Consider the following 21,726-nt stretch of genomic DNA (forward strand, 5'->3'; position numbering starts at 1 on the left):
CCCGCGATGGGCGCATCGGGCACCGCGTTGACCGACGGGGCGTGCGCCTCTAGCCTCCCTTTCCATGCGCACCGCTCACATTGGCCTTGCCGTCGCCGTCGCGGCGATCTGGGGCTTCAACTTCGTCGCCATCAAGGTCGGACTCGCGGATTTTCCGCCGATCCTGTTCTGCGCCCTGCGTTTCGCGCTGGCGGCGCTGCCGCTTGTGGTGCTGGGGGTTCGCGGCGGTCCGCCGGTGCCCTGGCGCTTCATCCTGGGCATCGGGATGGTGCTGGGGGTGGTGAAGTTCTCGCTGCTGTTCGTCGGGATGGACATCGGTATGCCGGCCGGGCTGTCGTCTCTGGTGTTGCAGTCGCAGGCCTTCTTCACCGCCCTGTTCGCCGCGCTGGTGCTGGGGGAGCGGCCCGGGCCGAAGCAGGTGCTGGGCATGGCCGTGGCCTTCGCCGGGATCGGCCTGATCGCGACGGAGATGCCGGCGGGCGCCTCGCTGCTCGGGCTTGCACTGGTCATGGCCGCCGCCGCGGCCTGGGGCGTGTCGAACCTGCTGATGAAGCAGGCCAAGGCGCCGGACCTGTTCCGCATGATGCTGTGGGTCAGCGTGGTGCCGCCGATCCCGCTGCTGCTGCTGTCTCTGGGGATGGAGGGGCCGGACCGGGCGTGGCAGGCCCTGACCCATCTGACTCCGCTGGGCGTCGGGGCGGTGGCCTACATCGCCTTCGGGGCGACGCTGTTCGGCTTCGCCGCCTGGGGCTTCCTGCTGCGGCATTATCCGGCGAGCCTGGTGGCGCCCTTCTCGCTGCTGGTGCCGATCTTCGGCATAAGTTCCAGCGCGCTGTTCCTGGGCGAGAGCTTCACGCCGCTGAAGATGGCCGGCGCGCTTCTCGTCCTCGCCGGGCTGGCGGTGGCCGTGCTGAAGCTGCCCTCCGCACGGCCCGCCACCCGCCGGCTCTGAGTTGGGCCTGAGGGGTCAGGTCAGGTTCTTCTTCAGGAACTCCACGGACCGCCCCCAGGCGAGGTCCGCCGCTTCCTTGTTGTAGCGCTCCGCCGACGTGTCGTTGTGGAAGGCGTGGTTCACGTTCTCATACATGAAGAGTTCGTAGGACTTGCCGCCCTTCTTCAGGGCCTCCTCATAGGCCGGGACCTTGGCGTTCACGTTGTTGTCCAGCCCGGCGTAATGGAGCTGGAGCGGCGCCTTGATCGTGGTGACCAGCGCCGGGTCGGGCGACGGACCGTAGAAGACGACGCCCGCCTTGAGATCCGGCGCCTTGATGGCCAGCCGGTTGATCATGCCGCCGCCCCAGCAGAAGCCGATGGCTCCCACCTTGGCGTTGGAGTAGCGGTAGGCCATGAGGTCGCTCATCGACGCGATCAGGTTGTTCACCGTCTTGTCGGGGTCGAGCTGGCCGATCATCTCGCGGGCACGGTCGGGGTCCTGGGGGGTGCCGCCGAGCGGGGACAGCAGGTCCGGAGCCATGGCGACGAAGCCGGCCACCGCCAGCCGCCGCGTCACGTCCTCAATGTAAGGGTTCAGCCCACGGTTCTCATGGACCACCACCACCGACGGCGCCTGCTCGGCCAGCTTCGGGCGGGCCCGGTAAGCCTGAACGTCGCCGGTCGCGCCCTGGAAGGTGACGCGGTCCGTGGCGATTCGGCTGTCGTCCTCCGGGACCTCGGCGGCCAGGGCGTAGTTCGGCTCGATCTGGGAGAGGATCGCCGGAATGGCCGCCGCGCTGCCCGCCAGCACCGCCAGCCGCTCCAGGAAGACGCGGCGCGGCAGCGGCCGGTGGGTGTACTCGTCGTACAGGTCGATGATCTTCTGATCCATGGACTCCGGTCCCTCCTTGTTGAGTTGCGCGAAGTCTGCCCCAGGACGCACCGATCACCAATCCGCCGAACGGCGATGCCACTCTTACGCGGTTTGGCCGAGCACGCGGCCGCGCCGGGAAATCCGATCAAACCCTCGCGTGTTCCACGAGGACACCGTCGCTCATTTCCAGCACCCGGTCCATGCGGTTGGCAAGCTCCAGGTTGTGGGTGGCGATCAGCGCGCCGACACGCGCCTGCCGGACGATCGAGGTCAGCATGGCGAAGACCCCCTCCGCCGTGTGCGGGTCGAGGTTGCCCGTCGGCTCGTCGGCGATCAGCAGGCCCGGCCCGTTGGCCAGCGCGCGGGCGATGGCGACCCGCTGCTGCTCGCCGCCCGAGAGGCGGGCCGGACGGTGCCCGGCGCGCGGCTCCAGCCCGACCATGCGCAGCAGTTCCAGGGCGCGCTCGCGGGCGGTGCGCTTCGGCACGCCGTTGATCATCTGCGGCAGCACGATGTTCTCCAGGGCGGAGAATTCCGGCAGCAGGTGATGGAACTGGTACACGAAGCCGACCGAGCGGCGGCGCACCTCGGTCCGCTTGCCGTCGTCCAGGGCGGACACGTCGGTCCCGGCGATCCGCACGGTGCCGGCCGTCGGCCGTTCCAGCAGGCCGGCGATGTGCAGCAGGGTCGATTTGCCGGCGCCCGACGGGCCGACCAGCGCGACCAGTTCGCCGGCATGGACGGTCAGCTCCGCCCCGCGCAGCACCTGAAGCTCCGTTCCCGCCTGCTCGAAGGTGCGGACGATACCCGACAGTTCCAGCATCGGCTCACTCATAGCGCAGGGCCTCCACCGGATCGAGACGGGCCGCCCGCCAGGACGGGTAGACGGTGGCGGCGAAGGACAGGCCCAGCGCCATCAGGGTGACCTGGACCACCTCCGACCAGTCGATCTTCGCCGGCAATTGCGACAGGAAGTAAATCTCGGCGTTGAACAGGTTGGTGCCGGTCAGCGCCTGGATGCCCTGCCGGATCGTTTCGATGTTCAGCGCGAAGGACACGCCCAGGGCCACGCCCAGCAGCGTCCCCGCCACGCCCACCGAGGCGCCGGACAGGAAGAAGATGCGCATGATCATGCCGCGGGTCGCGCCCATGGTGCGCAGGATGGCGATGTCCCGCCCCTTGTCCTTCACCAGCATGATCAGGCTGGAGATGATGTTGAAGGCCGCCACCGTGATGATCAGCGACAGGATCAGGAACATCACGTTGCGCTCGACTTGGAGCGCCGTGAAGAAGCTGGCGTTCGACTGCTGCCAGTCGACCACGCGCCCCACCCCGGCCACCGCCGACTGGATGGCGTCGCGCGCCGCGCGGATCTGCGTCGGGTCGCTGACGAAGACCTCCAGCGAGGTCACCGCCTCGCCGGTGCGGAAGAAGGCCTGCGCCTCCGGCAGGGGCAGGAAGATGAAGCTGTTGTCGTATTCGAACATGCCGACGTCGAACACGGCGCCGATGGTGAAGCTGCGCATCCGCGGCACGGTGCCGAAGGCGGTGACGTTGCCCTGCGGCGCGATCAGGGTGAGCTGGTCGCCGACCGCCAGCCCCAGCCGCTGCGCCATGCGGATGCCGATGGCGATGTTGTCGTCGCCGAAGGCCTCCGCGGTGCCGCGCACGATGTTGCGCGACAGCGTCGGGCGCACCCGGAAATCCTCCGGCCGCACGCCGCGCACCACCGCGCCGGAGGCGACGCCGCGCACCGACACCAGCGCCTGCCCTTCGACCGTCGGCGTCACCCCGACCACGCCGGGCACGCCCTGGAGCCGCTGCACCAGCGGGTCGTAGTCGGGCAGCGGCCCGCCGCGGCTGCTGTAGACGTTGAGATGGCCGTTCAGGCCGAGCACGCGGCCCAGAAGCTCCGCCCGGAAGCCATTCATCACCGACATCACGATGATCAGCGTCGCCACGCCGAGCGCGATGCCCAGCAGCGAGAAGCCCGCGATGACCGAAATGAACCCTTCCTGGCGGCGCGCCCGCAGATAGCGCATCGCGACCATGCGTTCGAAGGCGGAGAAGATCATGCGGCTCCCGATGAGCGAAGGGCGGGCGATGGAGGCCCGGCAAAAGCAAAGGCGGCGGACCGAAACCAGTCCGCCGCCCCGCAACATAAGTGCTTAACCGTGGCAGGAAAAGGGCGACCTTCCAAGGCGCCCGCTCCCCTTCCTAAATCCCCTCTCCCCTCCGGGGAGAGGGTTAGGGTGAGGGGGTTGTGCGTGTCGGTACGCTCGGCCAAAGTGCAACCCCCTCACCGGCCCTCCGGGCCACCCTCTCCCCAGAGGGGAGAGGGCTAAATGGCAAGACGCCGAACTTTGATTACAACGCCTACTCCCCCGCCCCACGGTGTTACGCCGAGAGCTTCTCCAGCGCGCTTTCCACCGACAGCTCCTGCTTCTCGCCGGTGGCGCGGCGCTTCAGCTCGACCACGCCGTTCTTCAGGCCGCGCGGCCCGACGACCAGCTGCCACGGCAGGCCGATCAGGTCCATGTCGGCGAACTTCACGCCCGGACGCTCGTCGCGGTCGTCGTACAGGACCTCCATCCCGTTGGCGCGGAGCTTGTAGTACAGCTCCTGGCAGACGCGGTCGGTCTCGGCGTCGCCGACCTTCAGGTTGACGAGGCCGACGTTGAAGGGCGCCACGGCGTCCGGCCAGATGATGCCGTTGTCGTCGTGGCTGGCCTCGATGATCGCGCCCATCAGGCGCGACACGCCGATGCCGTAGGAGCCCATCTCGACCGGGACCGGCTCGCCGCCCGGACCGGCGACGACGGCGTTCATCGGCTTGGAGTACTTGGTGCCGAAGTTGAAGATGTGGCCGACCTCGATGCCGCGGGCCGAGACCAGATCCGACTCCGGAACCGGGCAGTTGCCGGGCTCGTGCTTCTCGTCGGTCGCCGCGTAGATCGAGGTGTAGGTGTCGAAGAAGGGCTGCAGGTCCTCGTCGAAGCCCGGCGCGTTCTGCAGCACGTCCAGGGTCAGCCAGTCCTTGTGGCAGAAGACGCCGCTCTCGCCGGTCTCGGCCAGGATGATGAACTCGTGGCTGAGGTCGCCGCCGATGGGGCCGGTGTCGGCGCGCATCGGGATGGCCTTCAGCCCCATGCGGGCGAAGGTGCGCAGATAGGCCAGGAACATCTTCTGGTAGGAGCGGCGGGCGCTGGCCGCGTCGATGTCGAAGCTGTAGGCGTCCTTCATCAGGAACTCGCGCCCGCGCATCACGCCGAAGCGGGGGCGGATCTCGTCCCGGAACTTCCACTGGATGTGGTAGAGGTTCAGCGGAAGCTGGCGGTAGCTCCTCACGAAGGCGCGGAAGATGTCGGTGATCATCTCCTCGTTCGTCGGGCCGAACAGCATCTCGCGGTCGTGACGGTCGGTGATGCGCAGCATCTCCTTGCCGTAATCGTCGTAGCGGCCGCTTTCCTTCCACAGCTCCGCCGACTGGATGGTCGGCATCAGCAGTTCCTGGGCGCCGGCGGCGTCCTGCTCCTCGCGGACGATCTGCTCGATCTTCTTCAGGACCCGATGGCCCAGCGGCAGCCAGGCGTAGATGCCGGCGCTGGTCTGGCGGATCATCCCGGCCCGCAGCATCAGGCGGTGCGAGACGATCTGCGCCTCGGTCGGGGTCTCCTTGAGGGTCGGCAGGAAGAAGGTGGACAGCCGCATGGCTCTGCTCTCGGTTTCGAGGGGATTCGTCCGGCAATGCGCCGGGCCGCAACAGGGACAGGGACTTTAGGAAGCCACCGCGCGCTTGTCCATCGTCACGGCGCGCATCCGGGGGCGGATCGGCCTATCGGACGGTGCGGCAATAGGCGTAGACCTCGGCCTCGCTCGGCGCGCCGATGGGTTGGCCGTTGAAATAGAGCCGGTTGGCGTACCAGGTCAGGTAGCCGACCTCGACGCCCGGCGCCGCCGCGCCCTGCGGCACGGGGAAGCCCATGCGGCGGGCGAAGTCGACGGTCACCGGAATGTCGAACCGCTCCAGCGGCGGCGCGGCGCCGGCGGAGCCCGGCAGGTCGGCGGGGGCCACCGCCTTGCCGTTCACGTCCACGCCCGGCGTGTACTCCACCCCCGGCGCCGGTCGGTGGGCCGTCAGGAACTGGCAGGCGGACAGGTCGACCGGCTGCGCCGCCGCCCCACCGGACAGCGCCAGCAGAGCGGCGAGGGACAAGACGGAACGGCGGATCATGGCGGACCTTCAGCCTTGGGCGGCGGCGGATTGCTTCATGGATTTCCAGTAGGTGGCGAGATAGGGCATGCCCTTCTCGGCCTCCTCCTGGGTGCGGGCCGACTGCCGGATGTACTTGCCGAGGAAGGGCTTGTTCACGAACTCCATGTCGACGGCCGCCTTCAGCACCAGGAACTCACCGATCCGGTCCGGCAGGTTGTAGTGCCATTTCTGCAGACAGTCCGAGGTCACCCCCGGCTTGGCCTGATCCTGGCCCGACAGGTAGAATTCCTGGTGATGGTACTGGTTGATCTCCTTCCAGGCCTTGAAGATGCGCGCCGGCTTGACGCGGACCAGCCCCTTCAGCACCTTGATGTCGTCATGGAACAGCGGCAGGTAGCCGCGCCGCTCCGCCTGCTCGTTCAGCATGGTGTAGAGGCCGGCCATGACGTCGCCCTCCGCGCCCTGCTCGCTGGTCTTCCGTTCCGGCTTGTCCGCCTTGCGTCCGAACAGCGAGGCGAAGAAGCCCTTCTTCTTGGCCGGCGCCGAGGCACCGCTGTCCGCCCCCACCTTGCGTTCGTCCCACAGCGCGTCCCAGGCATAGTCCCAGGCGGTGAAGACGGCGTTGGAGCGGTCGTCGAGAACGGTCAGCAGATAATCGCGCCCGTCCCGCGGCCAATCGACGTCGCCGACGATGGCCCGCACCGGCCGGCGGCTCAGCAGCACCGGGAAAATGCCGACGCGCACCAGTTCGGCGTAGATTTCCTGAAAGGACGGGGTCAGGGCAAAGGGGAGCTTGGCCGCCGGCTGCTCTTCGGGGGTCAGCAGTTCAAGACTCTTGCGGGTGCGGTCAAGCAGTTCGGTGGTCAGAATGGCCGCGAACTGCTCGAACTTCTCGTTATCACCCGCGGTCATCGGCGCCTCGGCATCGTTCTCCCCGCTGACGGCCGCAAATTCCGGCTGCGAACGCCGCCGCATTTGAATCCAAAGCCGGAACGGACGCTCGCCCGCCTCCTGGACAGTTGGATGAGCTATACCCGTAAAGGGTTAATTCATTCTGTACCGAAGCACAACGTTCCGTCTGCCTACGGACGAAGGAGATCGTGGGCGCCGTGAACCGGACCGGGGCGAAAAAAGGACCGCGCGGCGATCGCGGCGCGGCCCGAGGTTTAGGGAGGAATCGCCACCAGGCGTCGGAAAAGAGGGAAGAACCCCTCTCGTCACACAAAGTACATTGAACCCGACCTTACCCGATGACAAGACGGAATTTGGACTAAACCAAGTCGTCACCGAAGAATTCGCAGTTTTCGCCCAAAACATAGGCGGTTGATTACGTCATAGGCTGCATTATGCCTGAATTATGAGCGTCGTATCCTGCAAACCCCTGCCGAACGGCGACCATCCAGGGCGGATCGAGCGTGGCGATCTGGGACCAGACCGGGCAGCGGGCCTGATGCGCACCCGGCAGATAGCCGAGACTCATCAGGAATTCGCCGGTGATCTCGCCGCCGGTGAAGCGGAAGGTGCGCTTGAACAGCCGGACCCAGTCCGCCTTGCTCAAGGGATGGTGGGCGCGCAACCAACCATCGAAGGACCCGTGGGAGGCGCGCAAGGCCACGATCCGCCGCGCGTTCTCGATGGCCGCGTCGATCTTCAGCCGGTTTCGGATGATCCCCGGATCGGCGAGCAGCCGTTCCCGCTCCGCCTCGCCATAGGCGGCGACGCGGTCGATGTCGAAGCCGTCGAAGGCGGCGCGGAAGGCCTCGCGCTTCTTCAGGATGGTCAGCCAGGACAGGCCCGCCTGGTTGATCTCCAGCACCAGCCTCTCGAACAGCGCCCGGTCATCGGCGGTGGGGAAGCCATACTCGGTGTCGTGGTAGGGGCCGTGATGCGCGTGGCCGGGCGCCGCGCCGCAATAGGTCAGGCTCACGCGAAGGCTCCTTCCGGAAAGGGGATCAGTGCGGCCTGGCCATCTCGCGGAAGGAAATCAGGTCCGACTGCACGATGCCGAAGATGACCAGCCACACCACCGCCGCGACCAGCGTCGTGGCGGCGAATTTCAGGAGGATGCGCGGGCGTTCGGGCGCGCTGCTCGCCATGCCCGGCTCGGGCTGGGCCGGGGTGCGCACGCCCCAGGGCAGCACCGCGAACAGCACCACCCACCAGACGACCACATAGACGCTGATGCCCGTCACCCAGCCCATCGCATGCCTCCGGTTCCAGCCTTTTGCGACTCAGGCCTGCTCCAGCTCGACCAGGGTCCCGCAGAAGTCCTTGGGGTGCAGGAACAGAACCGGCTTGTCATGGGCGCCGATCTTCGGCTCGCCGTCGCCCAGCACGCGGGCGCCCTGCGCCTTCAGCCGGTCGCGGGCGGCCAGGATGTCGTCCACCTCGTAGCAGATGTGGTGGATGCCCCCGGAAGGGTTCTTCTCCAGGAAGCCGGCGATCGGCGACTTCTCGCCGAAGGGATGGAGCAGCTCGATCTTCGTGTTGGGCAGCGTGACGAAGACGACGGTGACGCCGTGCGGCGGCAGGTCCACCGGCTGGGACACCGCGGCGCCCAGCGTGTCGCGGTAGAGCGCGGTCGCCGCCGTCAGATCCGGCACGACAATGGCGACGTGGTTCAGCTTCCCGATCATGGGTCCTCCCGAAAGGCGTAAAGTCGGAAACGCTTATACACGGACGAGATGCACGTCCGTCACCGGCTTCTTGCCGTGCGTCGCGTTGAAGCAGCGGCGGACGGCGATGCGGGCGGCGGCGCGCACCTGTTCGTCGTCGGCACGGGCCGACTTCGGCATCTCGGCGACGGCCTCGCGCACCGCGTCCACCACGTCGAGCAGCATGTCGCGGTCCGCCGAGTCGTCGAGCAGCCCCATCACCGCGATCTGCGGCGCGGTCACCAGCTCGCCCTTCCCGTTCATCACCAGCGTCACCACGGCGGCGCCGTTGTGGACCATCCGATGGCGCGCCCGCATGAGCCCGGTGTCGAGCGGGATCAACCGCTTGCCGTCCAGGGCCATGCGGCCGGAGCGGACCTGGGCCACCACCCGCGGCGGAGCGTCGGGCACCAGCCGGATCAGGTCGCCGTTGCCGGGGACCAGGGCCTCCGGCACCTGACAGGCGCGGGCCAGCTTGGCGTGCTCCAGCTGGTGGCGCTGCTCGCCATGGACCGGAACGGCGATGCGCGGGCGCACCCACTGGTACATGCGGACCAGCTCGTCCTGCGCCGGGTGGCCGGAGACATGGACCGGCGCCTCGTCGGCGGTGACGATGCGGATGCCCTGCCCGACCAGCAGGTTCTGCATGCGGCCGATGGCCCGCTCGTTGCCCGGAATCTCGCGAGAGGAGAAGATCACCACGTCACCGCGCTGCAGTGACACCTGGGGATGGTCGTCCGACGCGATGCGGGCGAGCGCAGAGCGCGGCTCCCCCTGGCTGCCGGTGCAGACCAGAACCAGCTTGTCGCGCGGCACGTAGTTGGCGTCATGCTCGGTCAGGAAGGCCGGCACGTCGGCGAGGTAGCCGTTGGAGCGCGCGGCCTCGTTGATCCGCCACATCGACCGCCCGACCAGCGCGACGTGGCGCCCGTGCGCCGCCGCGGCGTGGGCGATGCTCTCCAGCCGCGCGACGTTGGTGGCGAAGCAGCTCACCGCGACGCGCACGTCGGGAAACTGCCCGATCAGCTCGGTCAGCGTCTTGCGCACGCTCCCTTCCGATCCGGAACTGCCGGGCACCAGGGCGTTCGTGCTGTCGCCGACCAGCGCCAGCACGCCCTCGTCGCCGATGGCGCGCAGACGCTCCTCGTCGGCGGCCTGCCCCACCAGCGGTTCGGGGTCGAGCTTCCAGTCGCCGGTGTGCAGCACGGTGCCGGCGGCGGTGCGGATCGCCAGGGCGTTCGGCTCGGGAATGGAATGGGTGACCGTCACATACTCGACGGAGAAGGGGCCGACCTCGATGGTGCTGCCCAGCGCCACCTCATGCACCGGAACCACCCCGGCCAACCCGCGCTCGTGCAGCTTGGCGCGCAGGACGGCGGCGGTGAAGGGCGTGCAGTAGACGGGCACGCGGAGCTGCGGCCACAGATACTGGATGGCCCCCAGGTGATCCTCGTGCGCGTGCGTCACCACGATGCCCACGAGGTCGTGCCGGCGCTCCGCGATGAAGGCGGGGTCGGGCATGATGACGTCCAGCCCCGGCATCGTGTCGTCCGCGAAGGAGATGCCGAGATCCACCATCAACCACTTGCCGCGATGGCCGTAGAGGTTGAGGTTCATGCCGATCTCGCCCGAACCGCCCAGCGGCAGGAAGTAGAGCGCGTCGTCCTCGGGAGCGAACAGGTCGCCGTCTCCCTCGACCGGGTGGACGGAGGGAGCGGAGTCGGGTTGGGTCATTGGGCCGTGTTGCGCTTGTGGATCAGGAGGAGGCCGCGCAGCGTGAGTTCGCCGTCGGTGTGTTCGATTACATGGGTTGCCTTGGCGAAAAGCACACCCAACCCTCCGGTGGCGACGACCGTCATCGGCTCGCCGTACTCCGCCCGGATGCGGTTGACCAGCCCTTCGATCAGGCCGACATAGCCCCAGAAGACACCGGACTGCATGCACTCGACGGTGTTGGTGCCGATGACGTGGCCCGGCTGCTGGATCTCCACGCGGGGCAGCTTGCTCGCCGCCATCTGAAGCGCCTCCAGCGACAGGTTCAGGCCGGGCGCGATGACGCCGCCGCGGTAGTTGCCGTCGCGGTCGACCACGTCGAAGGTCGTCGCCGTGCCGAAGTCGATGACGATCAACGGCGTCTGGTAGGTGGCCGCCGCCGCCACCGTGTTGACCAGCCGGTCGGCGCCGACCTCGTCCGGCCGGTCCACCAGCGCGCGGGTGCCGAGATCGACCCCCGGCTGGCCGACCACCAGCGGCTCGCAGCCGAAATGGTCCTTGCACAGGCGCTTCAGGTTGAAGGTGGCGCCGGGCACCACGCTGGCGATGATGGTGCTGTCGACGTCCGCCGGGCCCATGCCCTTCAGCGCCATCAGGTGGGTCAGCCACACCATGTATTCGTCGGCGGTGCGCTTCTTGTCGGTCGCCGTGCGCCACAGGCCGCGCTGTTGGTCGCCCTCATAGATCGCGAACACCACGTTGGTGTTTCCGGCGTCGATGGCGAGCAGCATCTCTCAGGTCTCCACCGCGGGTGGGAAAAACACGTCTCCGGCGGCGATGCGCTGGCGCCCCGCCCCGTCATCCCGATCAAGCAACAGAACGCCGTCGCTGTCCAGATCGGCGAAGGTGCCGGTCAGCGTGCGGTCCGGCAGACGGACGACGATGGGCTCGCCCAGCCCCCGCGCCCGCTTCAGCCAGGCGTCGCGCACGGGGCCGAAACCATGCTCCGCCCACACCGTGTACCAGCGGGCCAGCTGCTCCGCGTAGATCTCCAGGAGCGCCGCTGGTTGGAGCGCCGGAGCCCCCTCCGCCGCCAGCGAGGTGGCCGCGTAGTCCGTGCCCTCGGGAAAATGCCGCAGGTTGATGCCGACGCCGAGCACCAGCCAGGAGATTCCTCCCCCGGCGGCGGCCTCCGACTCGAGCAGGATGCCGGACAGCTTGCGGCCATGCACCAGCACGTCGTTCGGCCATTTGCAGCGCACGCCCTCCGGATCGGGAAGAACGGCGGCGGCGGTGTCGGCGATGGCGAGCGCCGCCACGAACGAAATCTGCGCCGCCTCGGCCGGCGGGCGCGAGGGACGCAGAATGGTCGAACTGTAGAGATTGCCTTCCGGCGAGGTCCAGGCCCGGCCGCGGCGGCCGCGGCCCGAGTCCTGCCGCTTCGCCCAGACGATGGTGCCTTCGGCAGCCCCCGAACGCGCGAAGGCCTTCGCCTCGTCGTTCGTGCTGCCGACGGAGTCGAAGGCCATCACCCGGAAGCCCGGAGGCAGGCGCAAACGCGCCGCCTCCGCTTCGTACTCTGCCGTCATCCGGCGAACAGCGAGGCCGCCGCCGCCGCCGCGTAGTTCAGGATCGGCGCCGGAACCACGAAGAACAGCAGGGTGAACAGGCCGGTGGCGATCAGGATGCCGGTCATCCCGTCGTCGCCGATCTTGTCGAACGCCTCCACCGGCTCATCGAAGTACATGATCTTGATGATGCGCAGATAGTAGAAGGCGCCCACGACGCTGGTCAGCACGCCGATCACCGCCAGCGTGTAGAGCTGCGCCTCGATGGCGGCGAGGAAGACGTAGAGCTTGCTGAAGAAGCCGGCCATCGGCGGGATGCCCGCCATGGAGAACATGAACACCGCCATCGCGCCCGCCAGCAGCGGGTTGGTGCGCGACAGGCCGGCGAGGTCCTTGATCTCCTCGACCATGCGGCCCTGCTGCTTCATGCACAGGATGACCGCGAAGGTGCCGATGTTCATGACGATGTAGACCGCCATGTAGATCAGCACGCCGCGCACGCCTTCCTGGGTGCCGGAGGCGAGGCCGACCAGGGCGTAGCCGACGTGACCGATGGAGCTGTAGGCCATCAGCCGCTTGATGTTGCTCTGGGTGATCGCCGCGAAGGCGCCGAGCGACATCGAGAGGATCGAGCTGACGATGATGATCTGCTGCCACTGGTGCGCCAGATGGCCGAACGGCTCGATCAGCAGGCGGGTGAACAGCGCGATGGCGGCGACCTTCGGGGCGGCGGCGAAGAAGGCCGTGACCGGGGTCGGCGCGCCCTCGTAGACGTCCGGCGTCCACATGTGGAACGGAACGGCGGAAATCTTGAAGGCCAGGCCGGCGGTGACGAAGACCAGACCGATGATGACGCCCACCGACGGGTGCGCGCCGCCGGCGAACAGGGCGGCGATCTTGTCGAAGGAGGTCGTGCCGGCGAAGCCGTAGACCATCGAGGCGCCGTACAGCAGCATGCCCGAGGAGAGCGAGCCGAGCACGAAGTACTTCAGGCCCGCTTCCGACGACTTGGCGCTGTCGCGGCGGAAGGCGGCGATGACGTAGAGCGCGAGGCTCTGCGTCTCCAGCCCGACATAGAGCGAGATGAGGTCGTTGGCCGACACCATCATCAGCATGCCGAGCGTGGCGAAGAGCATCAGCACCGGGAACTCGAACCGGGCCATCTTCTCGCGCTCGTTGAAGCCGAGCGCGAGGAGGACCGACAGCGAGGCGGCGACGAGGATCAGCACCTTCATGAAGACGCCGAAGGCGTCCATCACGAAGAGGCCGTTGAAGGTGACGACCCGGCCGGTGCCGTAGCCCATGGTCAGGATGGCGGCCAGCAGCAGCGCGACCATCGTCATGTAGCCGATGGGGCGCGTGAAGCCGTCGCCGCGGAACACGCCGATCAGCAGCAGGGCCATGCCGGCGCAGGCGAGGAAGATTTCCGGCAGGGCCGGCCAGATGTCGGGAAACACAGCGGTCATGTCGGAACCTCTAGCGCGCGGCGACGGAGACGTCGGCCCCGCCCTGAGCGGCGGCCAGCTTGGTCTGGTAGGTCTGGATCAGCTGCCCGACCGACGCCGAGGTGACGTTCAGGAAGCTGTTCGGGTAGACGCCCATCCACAGCACCACGACGATCAGCGGCAGGAAGATGGCGACCTCGCGGGTGTTCAGGTCGAACATCGCGCGGACATCCGCCTTGACCAGCTTGCCGTACACGACGCGGCGGAACAGCCACAGCGCGTAGGCCGGGCCCAGGATCAGGCCGGTGGCGGCCAGGAAGGCGACCCAGGTGTTGTCGCGGAAGGCGCCGAGCAGGACCAGGAACTCGCCGACGAAACCGGAGGTGCCCGGCAGGCCGACCGAGGCCATGGTCATGAACAGGAACACCACCGCGTATTTCGGCATGTTCTTCACCAGACCGCCGTAGCGGGCGATCTCGCGGGTGTGCAGCCGGTCATAGACCACGCCGACGCAGAGGAAGAGCGCGCCCGAGACGATGCCGTGCGACAGCATCGTGAAGATCGAGCCCTCGATGCCCTGCTGGTTCAGCGCGAACATGCCGATGGTGACGAAGCCCATGTGGGCGACGGAGGAGTAGGCGATCAGCTTCTTCATGTCCTCCTGCGCCAGAGCGACGAGGGAGGTGTAGATCACCGCGACGATCGACAGGGCGTAGACCATCGGCGCGAAATACTCGGTCGCCTCGGGCAGCATCGGGATGTTGAAGCGCAGGAAGCCGTAGCCGCCCATCTTCAGCAGGACGCCGGCCAGGATGACCGACCCGGCGGTCGGCGCCTCGACGTGGGCGTCGGGGAGCCAGGTGTGCACCGGCCACATCGGCACCTTCACCGCGAAGGACGCGAAGAAGGCCAGCCACAGCCAGAGCTGCATGTTGCGCGGGAAGTGGGTCGCCGTGATCGTCGGGATGTCCGTCGTGCCGGCCGCGAAGTACATGGCCAGGATGGCCAGCAGCATCAGGACCGAGCCGAGCAGCGTGTAGAGGAAGAACTTGAACGCCGCGTAGACGCGCCGCGCACCGCCCCAGACACCGATGATCAGGAACATCGGGATCAGCACGCCCTCGAAGAACATGTAGAAGAGGACGAAATCCAGCGCGCAGAACATCCCCACCATGAGGGTTTCCAGCACGAGGAAGGCGATCATGTATTCCTTCACCCGGGTCTGCACCGCCTCCCAGGAGGAGAGGATGCAGAGCGGCATCAGGAAGGTGGAGAGGATGACGAACAGCATCGAGATGCCGTCCACACCCATGTGGTAGGAGATCCCGAACTCCGGGATCCACGCCGCCTTCTCCACGAGCTGGTAGCCCGGGTTGCGCGGGTCGAAGTTGAACCAGATGAACAGCGACAGGACGAAGGTGATGACCGTCGTCCAGAGCGCGACGTAACGGACGTTCCGAACCACATCCGGCGTGTTGCCCCTGCAGAACAGCAGGATCAGCGCCACACCGGCCAGCGGCAGGAAGGTCGTGAACGACAGGAGCGGCCAGCTAGCCATTGTTCTTGTTCCCCTTCAAACCGCTCAACCGAACACCGAGAGCCAGGCGACCAGCAGCACCACGCCGATCACCATCGCGAAGGCGTAGTGATAGACATAGCCGGACTGGAGGCGGCTGGCGCGCGCCGCGACGTCGCGGGTGACGGCGGCGATCCCGTCCGGACCGACACCGTCGATCACGGCGCCGTCGCCGGATTTCCAAAGGCCGTAGCCCAGATACTTGGCCGTACGCACGAACAGACGGTCGTACAGCTCGTCGAAGTACCACTTGTTGTACAGGAACTGGTGCACCCCACGGAACGTGGTGGCGACCTTCTCCGGCAGGCCCGGGATCGCCATGTACATGATGTAGGCGAGCGCGATGCCGATCAGGCCGACGACCAGCGGAGCCAGCTTGACCCAGCCCGGGGTGTGGTGGTGCGCCGCCTCGATGCTGTTGTTGTCCGCCAGCACCAGGATGGTCTTGCCCCAGAAATGCTCCATGCTGTGGCCGATGAACAGCTCGTGGAAGCCGAACCCGGCGAACAGGGCGCCCACCGCCAGGACGGCCAGCGGGATCAGCATGACGACCGGCGATTCATGGGCGTGGTCGAAGACCGACTTCTCCATCCGCGGCTTGCCGTGGAAGGTCATGAACAGCAGGCGCCAGGAGTAGAAGGCGGTCAGCAGGGCCGCGGCGATGCCGAGCGCGAAGGCGAACTTGCCGACCGGGCTGGCCGAGGCGAAGGCCGCCTCCAGGATCATGTCCTTGGAGTAGTAGCCGGCGAAGAAGGGCAGACCGGCCAGAGCGAGGTTGCCGATCCACATCACCGCGTAGGTGAAGGGGATCTTGCGCCAGACGCCGCCCATGTTGCGCATGTCCTGCTCATGGTGCAGGGCGTGGATCACCGAACCGGCGCCGAGGAACAGCAGGGCCTTGAAGAAGGCGTGCGTGAACAGGTGGAACATCGCGGCGCCGTAGGCGGAGACGCCGGCGGCGAAGAACATGTAGCCGAGCTGGCTCATGGTCGAATAGGCGATGACGCGCTTGATGTCGAACTGGGTGAAACCGATGGTCGCCGCGACGAAGGCCGTCAGGGCGCCGACCACGGCCACGATCTCCAGCGCCGTCGGGGCGTATTCGAAGACCGGGGAAAGGCGGCAGACCATGAACACGCCGGCGGTCACCATGGTGGCCGCGTGGATGAGCGCCGACACCGGGGTCGGGCCTTCCATGGCGTCCGGCAGCCAGGTGTGCAGGCCGAGCTGCGCCGACTTACCCATGGCGCCGATGAAGAGCAGCAGGCAGGTGACGGTCAGCGCGTCGAAGTTCCAGCTCAGGAAATGCAGCGTCTGGCCGGCCAGCTCCGGCGCCTTGGCGAAGATCGCGTCGAACTGGACGGAGCCCGTCAGCACGAAGATCGCGAAGATGCCGAGCACGAAGCCGAAGTCGCCGACGCGGTTGACCAGGAAGGCCTTGATCGCCGCGTTGTTGGCCGAGGGCTTCTCGTACCAGAAGTTGATGAGCAGGTAGGAGGCGAGACCCACGCCTTCCCAGCCGAAGAAGAGCTGCACGAGGTTGTCGGCCGTCACCAGCATCAGCATGGCGAAGGTGAACAGCGACAGGTAGCCCATGAAGCGCGGCTTCTGCGGGTCCTCGGCCATGTAGCCGATGGAATAGAGGTGGACCATCGACGACACGGTGTTGACCACCACCAGCATGACCGCGGTGAGCTGGTCGACGCGCAGCGCCCAGGACACGTCCAGGCTGCCGCTGCGCATCCAGCTCATCAGCTCGATCGTGCGGGGATGGCCGCCGACGGCGACGTCGAAGAACAGCACCCAGGACAGGATCGCGGAGAGCAGGACGGCACCGGTGGTGACGAACTGCGCGGCGCGGTCGCCCACGGTGGGCGGCCCGGCGACGACGTGATGGTCGTCGTGGCCGTCGTCGTGGTGGGCATCATCGTGATGCTCGTCGTGCGCGTGCGCGTCATGCGCATGGGCGTCGTGGCCATGACCGTGGTCATGGCCATGGTGATCGTGGCCGCCGGCGTGCGCCGGCTCCGCCTTCGGCCCGCCGAACAGGGCGATGGAACCCGCGACGAGGAACGCCAGGAGCGGGAGGAATACGACAAGGACTTCCATGGCGCTGCCTTAGCCCCTCATCAGATTGATGTCTTCGACCCGGATGGAGCCGCGGTTGCGGAAGTACACCACCAGGATGGCGAGACCGATGGCCGCCTCGGCGGCGGCGACGGTCAGGATGATCATGGAGAAGACCTGCCCGACCAGATCGTTCAGGAAGACCGAGAACGACACCAGATTCAGGTTCACGGCGAGCAGCATCATCTCGATCGACATCAGGATGATGATGACGTTCTTCCGGTTGAGGAAGATGCCGAGGACGCCGAGCGTGAAGATGATGGCCGAGACCGTCAGATAATGCCCGAGACCGATTTCCATGATCACACGCCCTCCCCGGTCGGCACCTTGCGGATGGCGACCACGTCCTCGCGCCGACGGGCGAGCTGGGAGCCGATGTTCTGCTTCCGGACACCCTCGCGCTGCCGCAGGGTCAGGACGATGGCGCCGATCATGGCGATCAGCAGCACGAGGCCCGACGCCTGGAACAGATAGACGTAGTGGGTGTAGATCAGCTGGCCGAGCTGCTCGGTGTTGGTCGCACCGCTCATCGCCGCGACCGGCGCCGAGGCGGCCTTCTCCGCCGCCGGCGCGATGATCCAGCCGCCGAGCACGGCGGCCAGCTCGGCCAGCAGGATGAGACCGATCAGCCCGCCGATCGGCAGATACTGCAAGGCGCCCGCCCGCAGCTCGCGGAAGTTGATGTCGAGCATCATCACCACGAACAGGAACAGCACCGCGACCGCGCCCACATAGACGATCACCAGGATCATCGCGATGAACTCGGCCCCGAGCAGCACGCACAGGCCGGCGGCCTGGAAAAAGGCCAGGACCAGATAAAGGACCGAATGAACCGGATTCCGCGCCGAGATGACCATCACACCGGAGGCCACCAGCAGCGCGGCAAAGACGTAGAAGGCGATGCCTTGAACAATCATCGTTATCCCCGTTTCCGCTTACCGCACTGCAACGACTTACCGGTACGGCGCCTCGGCCGCGAGGTTCTGGGCGATCTCCGCTTCCCAGCGGTCGCCGTTCGCCAGCAGCTTCTGCTTGTTGTAGAAAAGCTCTTCACGGTTCTCGGTGGAGAACTCGAAGTTCGGACCCATGACGATGGCGTCCACCGGGCAAGCCTCCTGGCAATAGCCGCAGTAGATACACTTCGTCATGTCGATGTCGTAGCGCGTGGTGCGGCGGCTGCCGTCCTCACGCGGTTCGGCCTCGATGGTGATGGCCAGGGCCGGACACACCGCCTCGCACAGCTTGCAGGCGATGCAGCGCTCCTCGCCGCCGGGATACCGGCGCAGGACGTGCTCGCCGCGGAAGCGGGGGCTGATGGGGCCCTTTTCGAACGGGTAGTTCAGGGTCACCTTGGGCTTGAACATGTAGCGCAGGGTGAGCCCGAGGCCGCCCAACAGTTCGGTCAGGAACAGGCTGCGCGCCGCACGATCGAGGAACGCCATGGCCTCTTCGTCTCCTTCCTAGCGGGCGCCCCGTTCCGGGTGACGCCCGCGCTTTCTCTTTGAAACTCGATCCGATGGTCCGTTCAGGCGCCGATCACTTCGGCAGCCAGCCGAACGTCACCAGCACGCCGGCCGTCAGCACGACCCACAGCAGCGAGAACGGCAGGAACACCTTCCAGCCCAGACGCATCAGCTGGTCGTAGCGGTAGCGCGGCATGGTCGCACGGACCCACACATAGACGAACAGGCAGAAGGCGATCTTCAGGGCGAACCAGATCGGACCGGGCACCCAGGTGAAGGGCGCGAACGGCAGCGGCGGCAGCCAGCCTCCCAGGAACAGGATGCTGGTCATCGCGCTCATCAGGATCATGTTGGCGTATTCGCCAAGGAAGAAGAGCGCGAAGGGGGCCGAGCTGTATTCCACCATGAAGCCGGCCACCAGCTCCGACTCGCCTTCCGGCAGGTCGAAGGGCGAACGGTTGGTTTCCGCCAGCGCCGAGATGAAGAAGATGACGAACATCGGCAGCAGCGGGATGGCGAACCAGATCGTCTCCTGCGCCTCCACGATCTTCGTCAGGTTCAGCGACCCGACGCAGAGCAGGACCGAGATGATGACGAGGCCCATCGAGACCTCGTAGGACACCATCTGCGCCGCCGAGCGCAGCGCGCCGAGGAAGGCGTAGCGCGAGTTCGACGCCCAGCCGGCCATCACGATGCCGTACACGCCCAGCGACGAGATCGCGAACAGGTACAGGATGCCGACGTTGATGTCGGCCAGCACCATGCCGTAGTCGAAGGGAATGACCGCCCAGGCGACCAGCGCCAGGAAGAAGGTCAGCATCGGCGCCAGATAGAAGACGAAGCGGTTCGCGCCGACCGGCAGGATCTGCTCCTTCGCGAACAGCTTCAGGCCGTCCGCGAAAGGCTGCAGAAGCCCGAACGGGCCGACGATGTTCGGACCCTGGCGGAGCTGCATGGCGCCCATGATCTTACGCTCGGCGTAGGTCATGAAGGCCACGGCCACCAGGAGCGGCACGACGATCGCCAGGATCTTGAGGACGATGATGATCAGCGGCAGAAGGAAGCCGCTCCAGAACTCAGCCATGGGTACCGGTCCTCTCCTGGGCGCTCTCGGCGGGCTTCACGAACGTCTCGGCGCAACGAGCCATGGTCACCGAGGCGCGGCTGATCGGGTCGGTCATGTAGTAGTTCGCGACCGTCGAGAAGAACGGCGAGTCATCGACCAGCCCCTCCGCACCGAACGGCGCCCACGGGGCCGGCGTGACGGTGCCGATCGCCGCGAAGACCGGGTTGACCTCCGCCAGACGGCGGCGCAGCTGGGCCAGGCTGTCGTAGGGCAGCTTGTGGCCGAGTTGTTCCGACAGGGCGCGCAGGATCTTCCAGTCCTCCCGAGCCTCGCCGGGCGGGAAGGTGGCGAGACGCGCCTGCTGCGGACGGCCCTCGGTGTTGACGTAGATGGCGTTCTTCTCGGTGTAGGCGGCACCCGGCAGGATGACGTCGGCGCGATGGGCGCCCTTGTCGCCGTGGTGGCCCTGGTAGACCACGAAGGCCTTGCCGAGCGCGGCGGTGTCGATCTCGTCGGCGCCCAGCAGGTACACCACGTCGATCTCGCCCTTCCCCGCCCCCTCCACGATGCCGGCGGTGCCGCGACCGCCCTCGCCCGGCAGGAAGCCGATGTCGAGGCCGCCAACGCGGGACGCCGCCGTGTGCAGCACGTTGAAGCCGTTCCAGCCGTCCTGAACCACGTTGAAGGTCTCGGCCAGCTTGCGCACCGCGGCCTGGACGGCGGCGCCGTCCTTGCGGCGGAAGGCGCCGGCGCCGAGGATGACCATCGGGTTCTTGGCGCCGCGCAGCACGTCCGCGAAGGCGTGCGTGCCGTCGACGAGCTGCTGCAGCGCGCCGGCACCCGTGCCGAGATGGCTGTACGGGTAGGTCAGCTCGCGGGCCTCGCCGACCACCGCCACCTTCAGGCCACCCATCAGGTAGCGCTTGCGGATGCGGGCGTTGACGATGGTGGCTTCCCAGCGCGGGTTGGTGCCGACGAGCAGGATGACGTCCGCCCGCTCGATCCCGGCGATGCCGCTGTTGAACAGGTAGCCCGCGCGGGACGACGTGTCGAACAGGGCACCGTCCTGGCGGCAGTCGATGTTGGCCGAGCCGAGGCCGGCCATCAGCTCCTTGAGCGCCAGCATGGACTCGGTGTCGGCCAGATCGCCCGCGATGGCGGCGATGCGGTTGCCCGGGACACCCTTGACCTTGGCGGCGATGGCCTGGAAGGCCTCTGCCCAGGTCGCCGGCTGGAGCTTGCCGTCCTTGCGGACGTAGGGGCGGTCGAGACGCTGGCGCTTCAGCCCGTCATAGGCGAAGCGGGTCTTGTCGGCGATCCACTCCTCGTTCACGTCCTCGTTGACGCGCGGCAGGACACGCATCACCTCGGGGCCGCGGGTGTCGACGCGGATGTTCGAGCCGACCGCGTCCAGCACGTCGACCGTCTCGGTCTTGCGCAGCTCCCACGGGCGGGCCGTGAAGGCATAGGGCTTGGACAGCAGGGCGCCCACCGGACAGACGTCGGCGAGATTGCCCGACAGCTCCGAGCCGATGGCCTTCTCGACGAAGGTGGTGATCTCCATATGCTCGCCGCGGTTCACCGCGCCGAGGTCGGGAACGCCGGCGATCTCGCTCACGAAGCGGATGCAGCGCGTGCAGTGGATGCAGCGCGTCATCTCGGTCCGGATCAGCGGCCCCATGTACTTGTCCTGGACGGCGCGCTTGTTCTCGCCATAGCGGCCACGGTCGAAGCCGTAGGCCATCGCCTGGTCCTGGAGATCGCACTCGCCGCCCTGGTCGCAGATCGGACAGTCCAGCGGGTGGTTGATCAGCAGGAATTCCATGACGCCCTTGCGGGCCTTGTGCACGAGCTCGGTGTTGGTCTTGACGACCATCCCGTCGCCGCAGGGCATGGCGCAGGCGGCCACCGGCTTCGGCGCGCGCTCCATCTCCACGAGGCACATGCGGCAGTTCGCCGGCACGCTCAGACGCTCGTGGTAGCAGAAGCGCGGGATCTCGATGCCCAGCTGTTCGCAGGCCTGCAGGATCGAAGTGCCCGGCTCGACTTCGATCTCGATCCCGTCGATGGTGAGTTTCGGCATGGGAAACC

The 21,726-nt window shown here is 67.2% G+C and carries 21 protein-coding genes; 1 reads left to right on the plus strand and 20 read right to left on the minus strand.

Annotation, left to right across the window (positions count from 1 at the left end; genetic code table 11):
- The first annotated feature begins 64 nt into the window (after positions 1 to 64).
- Positions 65 to 952, plus strand: coding sequence for an EamA family transporter (locus TSH58p_RS05870; protein WP_109071928.1), 888 nt, complete (start codon positions 65 to 67; stop codon positions 950 to 952).
- Positions 953 to 967: 15 nt separating this feature from the next.
- Here TSH58p_RS05870 and TSH58p_RS05875 read toward each other — a convergent pair whose 3' ends face one another.
- The 20 genes from TSH58p_RS05875 to nuoG all read right to left on the minus strand — a co-directional run bounded on the left by TSH58p_RS05875 (position 968) and on the right by nuoG (position 21,718).
- Positions 968 to 1,825: a dienelactone hydrolase family protein gene (locus TSH58p_RS05875; protein ID WP_109071929.1), complete on the minus strand. Its 858-nt coding sequence runs from the start codon at positions 1,823 to 1,825 to the stop codon at positions 968 to 970.
- A 127-nt stretch (positions 1,826 to 1,952) separates the two neighbouring features.
- The gene (locus tag TSH58p_RS05880; RefSeq protein WP_172428642.1) at positions 1,953 to 2,642 is read right to left on the minus strand and encodes an ABC transporter ATP-binding protein; all 690 of its coding nucleotides are present in this window, start codon (positions 2,640 to 2,642) and stop codon (positions 1,953 to 1,955) included.
- Positions 2,635 to 3,882, minus strand: coding sequence for a lipoprotein-releasing ABC transporter permease subunit (locus TSH58p_RS05885; protein WP_109071930.1), 1,248 nt, complete (start codon positions 3,880 to 3,882; stop codon positions 2,635 to 2,637). Before TSH58p_RS05885 ends, TSH58p_RS05880 begins: the two co-directional genes overlap by 8 nt.
- 322 nt (positions 3,883 to 4,204) lie before the next feature.
- Entirely contained in the window at positions 4,205 to 5,518 is a 1,314-nt protein-coding gene (gene proS / locus TSH58p_RS05890; RefSeq protein ID WP_109071931.1) for a proline--tRNA ligase, read from the minus strand.
- A gap of 124 nt (positions 5,519 to 5,642) precedes the next feature.
- The gene (locus tag TSH58p_RS05895; RefSeq protein WP_109071932.1) at positions 5,643 to 6,041 is read right to left on the minus strand and encodes a hypothetical protein; all 399 of its coding nucleotides are present in this window, start codon (positions 6,039 to 6,041) and stop codon (positions 5,643 to 5,645) included.
- A 9-nt stretch (positions 6,042 to 6,050) separates the two neighbouring features.
- A complete protein-coding gene (locus TSH58p_RS05900) occupies positions 6,051 to 6,935 on the minus strand; it encodes a hypothetical protein (RefSeq protein ID WP_109071953.1) in 885 nt (294 codons plus the stop codon).
- A gap of 415 nt (positions 6,936 to 7,350) precedes the next feature.
- Positions 7,351 to 7,950 (minus strand): DNA-3-methyladenine glycosylase I, encoded by a 600-nt coding sequence (locus TSH58p_RS05905; RefSeq protein ID WP_109071933.1) that lies wholly within the window; start codon positions 7,948 to 7,950, stop codon positions 7,351 to 7,353.
- A gap of 25 nt (positions 7,951 to 7,975) precedes the next feature.
- Positions 7,976 to 8,224 (minus strand): DUF1467 family protein, encoded by a 249-nt coding sequence (locus TSH58p_RS05910; RefSeq protein ID WP_109071934.1) that lies wholly within the window; start codon positions 8,222 to 8,224, stop codon positions 7,976 to 7,978.
- Between the two features lie 30 nt (positions 8,225 to 8,254).
- Entirely contained in the window at positions 8,255 to 8,659 is a 405-nt protein-coding gene (gene mce / locus TSH58p_RS05915; protein WP_109071935.1) for a methylmalonyl-CoA epimerase, read from the minus strand.
- A gap of 33 nt (positions 8,660 to 8,692) precedes the next feature.
- Positions 8,693 to 10,411, minus strand: a complete 1,719-nt coding sequence (locus TSH58p_RS05920; protein WP_199230215.1) for a ribonuclease J — start codon at positions 10,409 to 10,411, stop codon at positions 8,693 to 8,695.
- Entirely contained in the window at positions 10,408 to 11,181 is a 774-nt protein-coding gene (locus TSH58p_RS05925) for a type III pantothenate kinase (RefSeq protein ID WP_109071936.1), read from the minus strand. Before TSH58p_RS05925 ends, TSH58p_RS05920 begins: the two co-directional genes overlap by 4 nt.
- A gap of 3 nt (positions 11,182 to 11,184) precedes the next feature.
- The gene (locus TSH58p_RS05930; protein ID WP_109071937.1) at positions 11,185 to 11,979 is read right to left on the minus strand and encodes a biotin--[acetyl-CoA-carboxylase] ligase; all 795 of its coding nucleotides are present in this window, start codon (positions 11,977 to 11,979) and stop codon (positions 11,185 to 11,187) included.
- Entirely contained in the window at positions 11,976 to 13,424 is a 1,449-nt protein-coding gene (nuoN, locus tag TSH58p_RS05935; protein WP_109071938.1) for an NADH-quinone oxidoreductase subunit NuoN, read from the minus strand. The genes TSH58p_RS05930 and nuoN overlap by 4 nt, the downstream gene beginning before the upstream one ends.
- Positions 13,425 to 13,434: 10 nt before the next feature.
- Positions 13,435 to 14,961, minus strand: a complete 1,527-nt coding sequence (locus tag TSH58p_RS05940; protein ID WP_014240132.1) for an NADH-quinone oxidoreductase subunit M — start codon at positions 14,959 to 14,961, stop codon at positions 13,435 to 13,437.
- Positions 14,962 to 14,985: 24 nt separating this feature from the next.
- Positions 14,986 to 17,088 carry an NADH-quinone oxidoreductase subunit L gene (nuoL, locus tag TSH58p_RS05945; RefSeq protein ID WP_109071939.1) on the minus strand — a complete coding sequence of 701 codons (2,103 nt, stop codon included), beginning with the start codon at positions 17,086 to 17,088 and terminating at the stop codon, positions 14,986 to 14,988.
- A gap of 9 nt (positions 17,089 to 17,097) precedes the next feature.
- Complete coding sequence (nuoK, locus tag TSH58p_RS05950; protein ID WP_014240130.1) at positions 17,098 to 17,406, minus strand: NADH-quinone oxidoreductase subunit NuoK; 309 nt, start codon at positions 17,404 to 17,406, stop codon at positions 17,098 to 17,100.
- Positions 17,407 to 17,408: 2 nt separating this feature from the next.
- Complete coding sequence (locus TSH58p_RS05955; RefSeq protein ID WP_094306020.1) at positions 17,409 to 18,023, minus strand: NADH-quinone oxidoreductase subunit J; 615 nt, start codon at positions 18,021 to 18,023, stop codon at positions 17,409 to 17,411.
- A 36-nt stretch (positions 18,024 to 18,059) separates the two neighbouring features.
- On the minus strand, positions 18,060 to 18,548 hold the full coding sequence (nuoI, locus tag TSH58p_RS05960) for an NADH-quinone oxidoreductase subunit NuoI (RefSeq protein ID WP_014240128.1): 489 nt from the start codon (positions 18,546 to 18,548) through the stop codon (positions 18,060 to 18,062).
- A gap of 94 nt (positions 18,549 to 18,642) precedes the next feature.
- Positions 18,643 to 19,653 (minus strand): NADH-quinone oxidoreductase subunit NuoH, encoded by a 1,011-nt coding sequence (gene nuoH / locus TSH58p_RS05965; RefSeq protein WP_109071940.1) that lies wholly within the window; start codon positions 19,651 to 19,653, stop codon positions 18,643 to 18,645.
- Positions 19,646 to 21,718, minus strand: a complete 2,073-nt coding sequence (nuoG, locus tag TSH58p_RS05970; RefSeq protein ID WP_109071941.1) for an NADH-quinone oxidoreductase subunit NuoG — start codon at positions 21,716 to 21,718, stop codon at positions 19,646 to 19,648. The genes nuoH and nuoG overlap by 8 nt, the downstream gene beginning before the upstream one ends.
- Between the last annotated feature and the right edge of the window lie 8 nt (positions 21,719 to 21,726).

Source organism: Azospirillum sp. TSH58 (assembly GCF_003119115.1).
In the GTDB taxonomy this organism is placed as follows: domain Bacteria; phylum Pseudomonadota; class Alphaproteobacteria; order Azospirillales; family Azospirillaceae; genus Azospirillum.

Coding starts and splice junctions, on each gene's coding strand:
- TSH58p_RS05870 (WP_109071928.1), top strand. CDS start 65: ATGCGCACCGCTCACATTGGCCTTGCCGTCGCCGTCGCGGCGATCTGG.
- nuoG (WP_109071941.1), bottom strand. CDS start 21,718: ATGCCGAAACTCACCATCGACGGGATCGAGATCGAAGTCGAGCCGGGC.
- proS (WP_109071931.1), bottom strand. CDS start 5,518: ATGCGGCTGTCCACCTTCTTCCTGCCGACCCTCAAGGAGACCCCGACC.
- TSH58p_RS05885 (WP_109071930.1), bottom strand. CDS start 3,882: ATGATCTTCTCCGCCTTCGAACGCATGGTCGCGATGCGCTATCTGCGG.
- TSH58p_RS05920 (WP_199230215.1), bottom strand. CDS start 10,411: ATGACCCAACCCGACTCCGCTCCCTCCGTCCACCCGGTCGAGGGAGAC.
- nuoH (WP_109071940.1), bottom strand. CDS start 19,653: ATGGCTGAGTTCTGGAGCGGCTTCCTTCTGCCGCTGATCATCATCGTC.
- nuoI (WP_014240128.1), bottom strand. CDS start 18,548: ATGGCGTTCCTCGATCGTGCGGCGCGCAGCCTGTTCCTGACCGAACTG.
- mce (WP_109071935.1), bottom strand. CDS start 8,659: ATGATCGGGAAGCTGAACCACGTCGCCATTGTCGTGCCGGATCTGACG.
- TSH58p_RS05930 (WP_109071937.1), bottom strand. CDS start 11,979: ATGACGGCAGAGTACGAAGCGGAGGCGGCGCGTTTGCGCCTGCCTCCG.
- TSH58p_RS05910 (WP_109071934.1), bottom strand. CDS start 8,224: ATGGGCTGGGTGACGGGCATCAGCGTCTATGTGGTCGTCTGGTGGGTG.
- TSH58p_RS05925 (WP_109071936.1), bottom strand. CDS start 11,181: ATGCTGCTCGCCATCGACGCCGGAAACACCAACGTGGTGTTCGCGATC.
- TSH58p_RS05940 (WP_014240132.1), bottom strand. CDS start 14,961: ATGGCTAGCTGGCCGCTCCTGTCGTTCACGACCTTCCTGCCGCTGGCC.
- nuoN (WP_109071938.1), bottom strand. CDS start 13,424: ATGACCGCTGTGTTTCCCGACATCTGGCCGGCCCTGCCGGAAATCTTC.
- TSH58p_RS05900 (WP_109071953.1), bottom strand. CDS start 6,935: ATGACCGCGGGTGATAACGAGAAGTTCGAGCAGTTCGCGGCCATTCTG.
- TSH58p_RS05880 (WP_172428642.1), bottom strand. CDS start 2,642: ATGAGTGAGCCGATGCTGGAACTGTCGGGTATCGTCCGCACCTTCGAG.
- TSH58p_RS05875 (WP_109071929.1), bottom strand. CDS start 1,825: ATGGATCAGAAGATCATCGACCTGTACGACGAGTACACCCACCGGCCG.
- nuoK (WP_014240130.1), bottom strand. CDS start 17,406: ATGGAAATCGGTCTCGGGCATTATCTGACGGTCTCGGCCATCATCTTC.
- TSH58p_RS05955 (WP_094306020.1), bottom strand. CDS start 18,023: ATGATTGTTCAAGGCATCGCCTTCTACGTCTTTGCCGCGCTGCTGGTG.
- nuoL (WP_109071939.1), bottom strand. CDS start 17,088: ATGGAAGTCCTTGTCGTATTCCTCCCGCTCCTGGCGTTCCTCGTCGCG.
- TSH58p_RS05895 (WP_109071932.1), bottom strand. CDS start 6,041: ATGATCCGCCGTTCCGTCTTGTCCCTCGCCGCTCTGCTGGCGCTGTCC.